9 protein-coding genes (1 of these 9 cut by a window edge) are annotated in these 8859 nt (G+C 38.2%); 6 read left to right on the top strand and 3 right to left on the bottom strand.

Features of this window, described 5'->3' with window-relative positions:
• Nucleotides 1-289 precede the first annotated feature (289 nt).
• Together GRQ40_RS00895 and GRQ40_RS00900 are read left to right on the top strand one after the other, a co-directional pair.
• Nucleotides 290-1354, top strand: coding sequence for a glycosyltransferase family 2 protein (locus GRQ40_RS00895; protein WP_236546372.1), 1065 nt, complete (start codon nucleotides 290-292; stop codon nucleotides 1352-1354).
• Between the two features lie 404 nt (nucleotides 1355-1758).
• Nucleotides 1759-2838 (top strand): polysaccharide pyruvyl transferase family protein, encoded by a 1080-nt coding sequence (locus tag GRQ40_RS00900; protein ID WP_236546435.1) that lies wholly within the window; start codon nucleotides 1759-1761, stop codon nucleotides 2836-2838.
• Nucleotides 2839-2897: 59 nt separating this feature from the next.
• Here GRQ40_RS00900 and GRQ40_RS00905 read toward each other — a convergent pair whose 3' ends face one another.
• Entirely contained in the window at nucleotides 2898-3986 is a 1089-nt protein-coding gene (locus tag GRQ40_RS00905) for a glycosyltransferase (protein WP_159719174.1), read from the bottom strand.
• Between the two features lie 362 nt (nucleotides 3987-4348).
• Here GRQ40_RS00905 and GRQ40_RS00910 point away from each other — a divergent pair, with 362 nt between their 5' ends.
• From GRQ40_RS00910 to GRQ40_RS00920, 3 genes are all read left to right on the top strand, one after another.
• Nucleotides 4349-4789 carry a DUF2521 family protein gene (locus GRQ40_RS00910; protein WP_044744916.1) on the top strand — a complete coding sequence of 147 codons (441 nt, stop codon included), beginning with the start codon at nucleotides 4349-4351 and terminating at the stop codon, nucleotides 4787-4789.
• Between the two features lie 90 nt (nucleotides 4790-4879).
• Complete coding sequence (gene cwlD / locus GRQ40_RS00915; protein ID WP_370514193.1) at nucleotides 4880-5572, top strand: N-acetylmuramoyl-L-alanine amidase CwlD; 693 nt, start codon at nucleotides 4880-4882, stop codon at nucleotides 5570-5572.
• 284 nt (nucleotides 5573-5856) lie between these two features.
• Nucleotides 5857-6873 carry an Mrp/NBP35 family ATP-binding protein gene (locus GRQ40_RS00920; protein ID WP_159719176.1) on the top strand — a complete coding sequence of 339 codons (1017 nt, stop codon included), beginning with the start codon at nucleotides 5857-5859 and terminating at the stop codon, nucleotides 6871-6873.
• Between the two features lie 263 nt (nucleotides 6874-7136).
• Here GRQ40_RS00920 and gerD read toward each other — a convergent pair whose 3' ends face one another.
• On the bottom strand, nucleotides 7137-7763 hold the full coding sequence (gene gerD, locus GRQ40_RS00925) for a spore germination lipoprotein GerD (protein ID WP_044744919.1): 627 nt from the start codon (nucleotides 7761-7763) through the stop codon (nucleotides 7137-7139).
• Between the two features lie 152 nt (nucleotides 7764-7915).
• On the opposite strand from gerD, the gene GRQ40_RS00930 reads away from it, so the two are divergent.
• A complete protein-coding gene (locus tag GRQ40_RS00930) occupies nucleotides 7916-8515 on the top strand; it encodes a KinB-signaling pathway activation protein (protein ID WP_044744920.1) in 600 nt (199 codons plus the stop codon).
• 235 nt (nucleotides 8516-8750) lie between these two features.
• Here GRQ40_RS00930 and pdaB read toward each other — a convergent pair whose 3' ends face one another.
• Nucleotides 8751-8859, bottom strand: the 3' end of a protein-coding gene (gene pdaB / locus GRQ40_RS00935; protein WP_080862229.1) for a polysaccharide deacetylase family sporulation protein PdaB. 701 nt of this gene lie beyond the right edge of the window; 109 of the gene's 810 nt are visible here — the last part of the coding sequence; its start codon lies off the right edge, out of view — the gene reads right to left on this strand; its stop codon occupies nucleotides 8751-8753.

Consider the following 8859-nt stretch of genomic DNA (forward strand, 5'->3'; position numbering starts at 1 on the left):
TGGAGTTGATTGAAAAAATCCATATGTATCTGTATGAGCAACAGTTCTTTTTTCAAGAAATAGGGATGTTATCAGAAAAATTATCCTTTTTTAGTAAAAACAACGAAAGCTATCATGATTTAAAATGTTTAATGAGTTTAATCCAACAACATCCATTTTTTAAACAAGAGCACAAACAGCTTTTTGAGAAGGTTATCAGGAGAATATTATCCTATTATTACTCACCTGATGTGCAAAATATCAAAGTCGTAGTCGATGCTTCGCTATCTTCTCCATGGAAGCCTAAACATTGAAATATCAGGATAAAGGGTGTGATGCAGCAATGAAGTTTCCTGCTATTTCGTTATGTATGATCGTAAAAAATGAGGAAGATTTTATCGAGCAATGTTTGGTTAGTGTAAGCAAATTAGTCAGTGAAATCATTATCGTTGATACGGGATCTACTGATGGCACTTTATCTATCTGTGAAAAATTCCGGGCAAAGATATACCATTATGAATGGAACCATCATTTTGCTGAGGCTAGAAATTTTGGACTTTTACAAGCCAGCGGTGATTGGATTTTATGGATGGACGCCGATGAGCAGCTCGAATCTAATCAAGAGCGCTTGGTCGAGCAATCGGTTGTGCAGACAAAAGCACATGTGCTTTTATTTCCGGTTCTTAATTATTATGGAGATCATTTTCCGATTCAGGAAGATCAGTTTTTTTTATATTATCAGCCTCGTTTGTTTCGCAATCATATGGGTATTCGGTTTTATAACAGAATCCACGAGACGATTCAGCTTCCAGAAGAAATTCTCTCACATCATACCTCTGATATTGTCGATGCACCTATTCATCATTACGGCTATATAAAGGAAATTGCTGAAAGGAAAAATAAGTCATCACGAAATAAAGAGTTGATAATGGAAGAAATAAACACTCCTCATCACAGCCCTTGGATTGAATACCATTTGGCAAGCGAATATTATCGTGAAAAGGATTATAGTAAAGCTTTCCTTTATGTAAATGCTTCGATTCTAAATTTTTTGCGTCAACAAACGAAACCACCTGCTATTGTTTATCGCTTGAAATACACAATTTTGCTTGAAACAAATAGCATCGACGGAGCTTGGCCGGGCATTGAGAAGGCGTTGCAGTTATATCCGGATTACGTTGATCTGCATTTTATGAAGGGCTATATTTTATTTCAGAAAGGAAAGTATCAAGAGGCATTGGCTTCATTCCAAAAGTGCCTAGAGCTTGGTGAATGCCATCCGGATTACCTTATTTTGAAAGGCACGGGGAGCTTTAAAGCATTGAAATACAAAGAATTATGCTTAAATAGAATAATTGCCCAATCGAATCAATGAGGATCAGAGAGAAAAGTGACAAACGGTTATGTACAAACAAAGGAATTTTATATAAATGTCATTTTGATATTGAAACATCAGTGTTGATGATCCATTATTTTACTTAAAAACATAAAATGATTTAGCTAAACCCCAACTTTTCTGCCTCTTCCCTTGAATAAGAACACCAGCAGGCAAATTCATTTCCCTGTAAAGCCTTTGTTGCTTGAGAAGATTTTTGTTGAGTTTTTTAGTTAACAAGCCAATAGCTGATGACTACGGCAAAAAAGCGAGGAATCGAGTGATACCAATGGGGCTTTATTGGATAACTAATACAACTGAGACGGATAAGATGCCGTTTGGCTCCTTGTATATTTCTTTGGATTTTCATTTTGTATGAGTTGGGGGGATTTGCGTTGAAGAAAGTGTTGTATGTTGGATGGATCGGCTATCAGAATCTAGGAGACGAATTAATGTTTGATTTATTTAAACAGCAATTTTTAAAGCTGGATGGTTCATACAAACTGGAATCTGCCAATATCGAACATCAATTTCTCAAAAATGTTTCTTTTAAAGAGTATGATCTCATTGTTTTAGGAGGGGGATCCATTTTAAGCAGAGAACCTTATTTTGTTCATCCTTATACTGTTGATATTTTACATCAAGCTTTGTCATTGAATAAAAAAATTATGATCTGGGGAACAGGAATTGATTGGGTGCCGAAATCCTATATTCAACAATTAGAAAATCATGAAGAAATACCGCTTGTGGTTTCAGATGATTTTAAATTAAAAACAAGAGAAGTGTTTGAGGAAAGTGCATGGGTTGGAGTGCGAGGGCCATTAACTTCAAAGGTGTTGCAAAATTTTGGAGTGAAAAATATCCAAGTGAGCGGAGATCCCGGGTTTCTGTTAACTAACCGTAATCTAGATGGTGATCAAGTCCCCCCATTTCATCATCAAGAGAAAGTGATCGGGGTTAATTGGGGAACGACCTATAATTTCATTTATGGCCAAAATGAAATAGAAGTTGAAAATCAGTTGGCGAGAGCCTTAAATCAATTAATGGACCAAGGGTATAAAGTGTACTTGTTTATTGTTTGGAATGCGGATTTAGAAGCGGCTGAACGGCTATACAGCAAGTTACACAATAAGCAATCTGCCATTTTGGATAAAACACTATATAATCAAGAGGAACTAATGAATATCATTCAACATTTTGCTTTCACAATTAATTTTAAATTACATGCGAACTATCTTTCTTTAGCTTCCCATGTTCCATTTATTGCGTTAGGGTATCGATTTAAGGTATTTGACTTTATCAAGTCAGTAGATCTTGAAGACTATATCATTTCGACGGATCAGGACGACATTACGGAACAAATTTTACATTTGGAATCCAAGATCATGAAGGATCAAACGGCGATTATCAGTAAAATGAAAATGTTTCAATCTTTATATAGTAAGAGGATTCGCGTACCGTTTGAAAACCATTTATACCTCTAATATCGGCCAAAAAATAGCCCCGATATGACACCTCATATCGAGGGCTTTCATTGATCTAGTTAGTTTTTGCTGAAGTTTTCCTTAAAGAAGTTTTCATTATATTGAATTTGCGGATCTGTGGGCTTATACTTCTTCGCCTCATTATGATGAGCAAACGAAAGCTCCTTTTCCCCAATGTGCCAATAGCAGACACATAATTGCAGATGTGGATACCATGTCGAGTAGCTGTTTTCCCTAAACCCTAAAGCATCGTTAAGGTCTACTTCAAGTGCTAATCGATACCAGATGATGGCCTTTTTGAATATGCCTCTTTCTTTGTATAAATCTCCAAGTCGGCAAGAGACTTCCGGTCTAGGGACATCATACATAATGGACTGAACAAGGGCCTCAATTTCTTTTTCCGTATTGCCTAAATGTCTGTAACATGACGCTAAATGAATGCACGCGCGAATTTCATCTTCAATCCATCCTTTTTTCGTTTCCAGAAACTTTTGATAGTATTCGATTGCTTTTTCAAACTGCCCATGATCCTTTAATTCATTAGCATAATAAAATAAATCTCTTGGAGTAAAAGTCTCTCCTTTTTTGAGCCGGTTTTCGTATATCGTTAGATTGCGGCTGCTTTGCAAATTTCCATTTGACTTCTCTGATTTTCTATGGGTAATGGCAATGTCTGATGAAAGAATATTTCCTCCGACTTCTAAATACTCATGAACCGCTCCGATCCATTTAAAATTTCGCGCTCTTTTGACTAAGCGATTTCTTCTGTAGCTAAATGTCGGGTTTCCAGCTTCATCAAAAGCAATATTGTATATCATGGAAACTGCATCCACAGCACCATCGAGCTCTGCTTTAAGTTGTTTAAATTTTTTTTGGTCTTCTTCCAATAGGATGTCGTCTGCATCCATCCAAAATATATAATCCATGGTGGCTTTACTGAAAGCGAAGTTTCTGGCTGCGGAAAAATCATCAATCCATTCAAAATCAAATATTTTCTGTGTGAATTCTTGGGCGATTTCTTTTGTTTTATCAGTTGAACCCGTGTCAACAATAATGATTTCATCACATAAATCCTTGACGCTAGTAAGGCATTGCCGAAGTACCTCTTCTTCATTTTTGACAATCATACATAAGCTAATTTTGTACATGTAGCGATCACCTGCCAAATGTGTAGTCATATTACTTAATATATGATGACAGTATTTGGTTCAATACTGTAAGAACACAGCGAGATGAATGTTTAATTAAACATTTTGTGTGGTTTTTTAGCGATATTCGGGGGCAAAGCCACCAGCTTGTTTTCGTCGCATCAAAAAAGCGTGATCGAGCGCCGAACGGCCGATCATCCGACCATCGAAATCAGGTCATTACTTGAGACAAACGTTGGTACAGCAGGATGTATATCAAACTCCGTTCCACTTGGGATTTTTTTTCATCGGTGACAGCGCTTTTCGACGCATGTTTCCGATTCAACGGTAGGACACTATATTCTAAAGGAGTGTGAAAGCAAATGAGTGTGATCACATCTTTTAAAGAAAAGAAAAGGGAAAAAGAGATCAAATATGAGCGAAAAATGCTCCGTGAGCTATCGTTAGAAAAATTGCAAAAGCAAGCATCTGAATCCTTTCGTCCTTTTTTCCAAGGGAAGTCCACCTTTCCCTCAGCGGTGGAAGATGGATGTATTGACATGGCGATAGAAGCCTATTTACTTGGTGCAAGCTACAGCAGATTTGGCTATTATGGCGAGCCGATTGAATTGGTCAAAAAACGTTCACAGCATGAGGAAAAATACTTGACCGATGCTTTGTTTGATTTTTTATGCTTTTGGACAGATCTTAACGATATTCATATCGGCGAGCCATTATATTATACGTGTGAAGGTTATATTTCCAGCTGGTGGACCGAAGGATTTGAAAAAGGAAAAAAACGCTGGCGCTTAAAACTCCGCTAAAAAGGGTTCTACTTTCTTCTCTTGTCCCATATAAGATAATGAAGGGAAAACGCAGGAGGAGAAAAGATGAAGCGGAAGCGAATGTTATGGATGATCGGTACAAGTATCGTCCTATTTGCGATCATTTTTCAATATGTCATTTTAGATGTTCATTCTATGAAGTCGTGGAATCTGCCTCTCTCAGGGAGAATTATTATTTTAGATCCTGGACATGGCGGTCCAGATGGCGGAGCGGTTGGCGGCGGAAAAATATTAGAGAAGGATATTGCGCTCGATGTAGCGAAAAAATTGCGCGATTATTTGCAGCAACAAGGGGCGCTTGTTCTTTTAACACGTGAGGATGATCGAGATCTAGCGGCAGAGGATACAAAAGGATATAGCCGCCGGAAAGCGGAGGATTTAAAAAAGCGTGTTCAGATGATTAATGAATCCGAAGCAGATTTATTTATCAGCATTCATTTGAATGCTATTCCATCTCCGAAATGGAAAGGAGCACAAACATTTTATTATGGAACATACATTGAAAACGAGAGGGTCGCTAAATTTATTCAAGCTGAACTACGTCGCAATTTAGAGAACACAGACCGTTCTGCGAAAATACTCGATACGGTTTATTTGCTGAAATATGCAAAAAAGCCAGGGGCACTTGTGGAAGTAGGATTTCTTTCGAATCCTGAAGAACGCGAGCTGCTTTATTCCGATCCATACCAAACCAAGCTTGCCGCTTCTATTTATAAAGGAGTACTGCGCTATTTTTCTAATGAAAAAACTCCTCCTGATTAAGGGAGGATTTTATTTTTACGTTTCATATGGAGCGTGTTTTGAAAAGTCGGCACAATCAACTGGTTCAATGATCAGAAAACCATCCGAAGCAGAATTTGGTTCTAAGCTCAGGAGATGGCTGCACATGTTCCTTTTTCAGAGAGGATTTGTTCCTTTTTTGCATTTTTCTTATAAATCAGTGTGCCCTATCTGCAGACGGAGAGGTTCAATATGTTAAGATCATCAATAGATATGATATAGTAAAAATATGATAACGAATACATAAAAAGGGCTGGTGATGAATCATGATAACCGAACAAGATGTACACGCATTGTTAGAAAACATACAAGATCCGTATTTAAATAAGCCTTTTAAAGAAACAAATGCGATTCAGGAAATCAAAATTAAACAGGAAAAAGGGCACGTAAGCGTCAAGATTGCTTTAGCGCAGCCGGGAGCAGCCGAACAGCTTCAAGTACAGACAGCGATTGTACAAACTCTTAAAAACGCAGGAGCAACATCTGTCGGTTTGCGATTTACTCAATTGCCTGAAGAAGAAATGGCAAAGCATCAAGGAACAAAAAAACAAACGACATATATCGCCATTGCCAGCGGAAAAGGAGGAGTTGGAAAATCAACGGTTTCCGTCAACCTTGCTGTCTCGCTCGCAAGAATTGGTAAAAAGGTGGGGCTAGTTGATGCCGATATCTATGGATTCAGTGTGCCCGACATGATGGGCATTACCGAGCGGCCCGTTGTGCGCGGTGAGAAAATCATTCCTGTGGAGCGATTTGGCGTCAAAGTCATTTCAATGGGATTTTTTGTTGAAGATAATGCCCCGGTGATTTGGCGCGGGCCGATGTTAGGAAAAATGCTGAACAATTTCTTTAAAGAAGTGGAATGGGGAGATTTAGATTACTTATTGTTGGACTTGCCTCCTGGAACAGGAGATGTTGCCTTAGATGTTCATACCATGCTCCCTGCTTGTAAAGAAATTATCGTTACTACCCCTCATCCGACTGCCGCATTTGTAGCTGCACGGGCGGGGGCGATGGCGCTTCGCACAGAACATGAAATCATCGGTGTGATTGAGAATATGTCATATTTTGAAAGCAAATTAACCGGTGAAAAAGAATATGTGTTTGGCCGAGGGGGCGGTAAAAAGCTTGCTGAAGAACTGCAAACGGAGCTCCTTGGACAGCTGCCACTGCAGCAGCCAGATTGGAACGATGATGATTTTGCGCCTTCCGTATATGGAGGGGATCATAAGATTGGAAAAATATACATGGAAATAGCAAAGAAAATAGCCAAGAAGTGCTAATCTTTATGCCGGCTTACATAAGACGAACAGTGCTTCCTTATATTCACGCGGACATTTGCCATTTCTAAGAACATGTAGATGAAATGTGTGACCGCTTGCTCCTAGCCTATCCATTGAGAAGTTTTCTGCGGTGAAACGATGTGTACGTGTGAGGGGAAGAGTATGAAAAAGCCATGTGATGAAAAGCGCTTTCAAACAGAATAACGAGAGACCGTCCTTTTTGTACGGTCTCTCGTTTTGCATTCAATAAGCTTAGAAAAAAGCTATTGGCTTTGGGTTTGCTGATCGCCATCTCCTTCTTCGCTTTCTCCGCCATCTTCATTTGAACCGCTTTGCTTTTTCGTTGTTTGCATATTTTCAGCGGCTTTCATTAACAAATCTTGAATTTTTGCTTTGAATAGCGGACTGTCAAATGTTTCTGTCATAACGGTTTGAAGATGATTGCGAAAATCTTTGCTTTTTAAGACAGTTAAAAACTCTTTTTCCATTTCAGGATTTTGTAAAATGTTTATCATCATTCCTTGGTATTCAGGATCTTTCATCAAGGATTTTATAGTTTTCTCTTGCTCGGTCTTCAAGCTTTTAGCAAAGCTTTCAACGAATTTTGGATCTTGAAACATGGTCTTCCAAAATTCTTCTCCTTTTTTCGAGGTCAAAATTTGTTCAATGGTTTGTTTTACAACCGCTTGATCCATAATCATTTGCTGCTTTACTTTATCTTCTGTCATGACATCTTGAATCGCCTTTTTTCCTTCATCTGTTTTTAAAATATCAACAACCATTTTTTTGATTTGATCATAATCAGGTGGAGCTGGACTGCTTTCTTGTGGAGCGCAAGAACTAAGAACAATAAAAAAACTTACTAAGAGGAGCAGTGTCCAATTTTTCATGTAGTAATAAGCTCCTTTCTGCAAAAGTTCCTTATCTTTAATATGATGTTCCGCTAAAAAAATATACGCTGAACCAATTCAGCGCTAGCGTTTTTAAGGAACGACTGATAAAATTTTAAAGGAATACTTGAGAAATGATGGAGGTTTAGGGTGTGAACAGCCGCAAATGGGTTCGGTTATTTTTGACGACGTTAGGAATTGGTGGAATCACAACAGCGTTAGCTGGTTTTATTATTCGCTGGAGTGAATATGAAAAGCTGTTTATTGAGTTTAAGATTGGTGAACTGTTTGCTGTTTTAGTATGGTTTATTGGTTTTGGCTTTATTTTTAGCGTAGTCAGTCAAATGGGTTTTTTTGCTTATTTAACCGTTCATCGGTTTGGCTTAGGAATTTTCCGGTCTGTAGCTCTTTGGAATTCGGTACAAATCGTTTTGATTGCCTTTGTTTTATTTGATTTAATATATTTTCGTTATCAGCTGTTTGCGAAGGATGGAGAATCCATTATTAGCTACATACTGATTGCATTGGGAATTTTGCTCGTAGGCGTGATTGTTGCCGCTGTTAAAAGACAACAAACAAACAAAGAAGCATTTATTCCTTCTTTATTTTTTATGACAGTTGTAACGATCATTGAATGGTTTCCGGCGTTACGCATCAACGATGAAAACTGGCTATATTTGATGTTAATTCCTTTGCTCGTTTGCAATGCTTACCAATTGTTGATTCTTCATAAGCTGACAAAAGATGCTTAACTCATAGTGAATCCGTTTGAGAGCGCGTTGGATCAAACGTGCATTTGGCAAAGGTAAATCGCAACTTCTTTTACGGATACCATTTACATTCATTGTATATATTTCCGGATTGGTATCGAAGCATGAGGGAGTGTCCCATATTATATAAAAAACGAGGGAGGCTCTCAAAGCCTCCTTTAAACATAGTGGCTGAATTTTAACGATCTGAAGACAGGAAAGCCTCTTTACACATGAGTTAATTCACGTCTTTGCTTTGCGTTTGACCGTTTTCGATTAGCTCAGAAATGCTGACATTTCGATAACCGTTCTTTTTCATTGCTTCCACAATTTGCGGCAATGCTTGA

Source organism: Anoxybacillus sp. PDR2, assembly GCF_009834045.1.
Classification (GTDB): Bacteria; Bacillota; Bacilli; order Bacillales; family Anoxybacillaceae; genus Anoxybacteroides; species Anoxybacteroides rupiense.

Excerpts from the sequence above, each read along its gene's own strand:
- GRQ40_RS00905 (WP_159719174.1), bottom strand. The coding sequence starts at position 3,986 with ATGTACAAAATTAGCTTATGTATGATTGTCAAAAATGAAGAAGAGGTA.
- GRQ40_RS00910 (WP_044744916.1), top strand. The coding sequence starts at position 4,349 with ATGAGTGTGATCACATCTTTTAAAGAAAAGAAAAGGGAAAAAGAGATC.
- cwlD (WP_370514193.1), top strand. The coding sequence starts at position 4,880 with ATGATCGGTACAAGTATCGTCCTATTTGCGATCATTTTTCAATATGTC.
- GRQ40_RS00920 (WP_159719176.1), top strand. The coding sequence starts at position 5,857 with ATGATAACCGAACAAGATGTACACGCATTGTTAGAAAACATACAAGAT.
- gerD (WP_044744919.1), bottom strand. The coding sequence starts at position 7,763 with ATGAAAAATTGGACACTGCTCCTCTTAGTAAGTTTTTTTATTGTTCTT.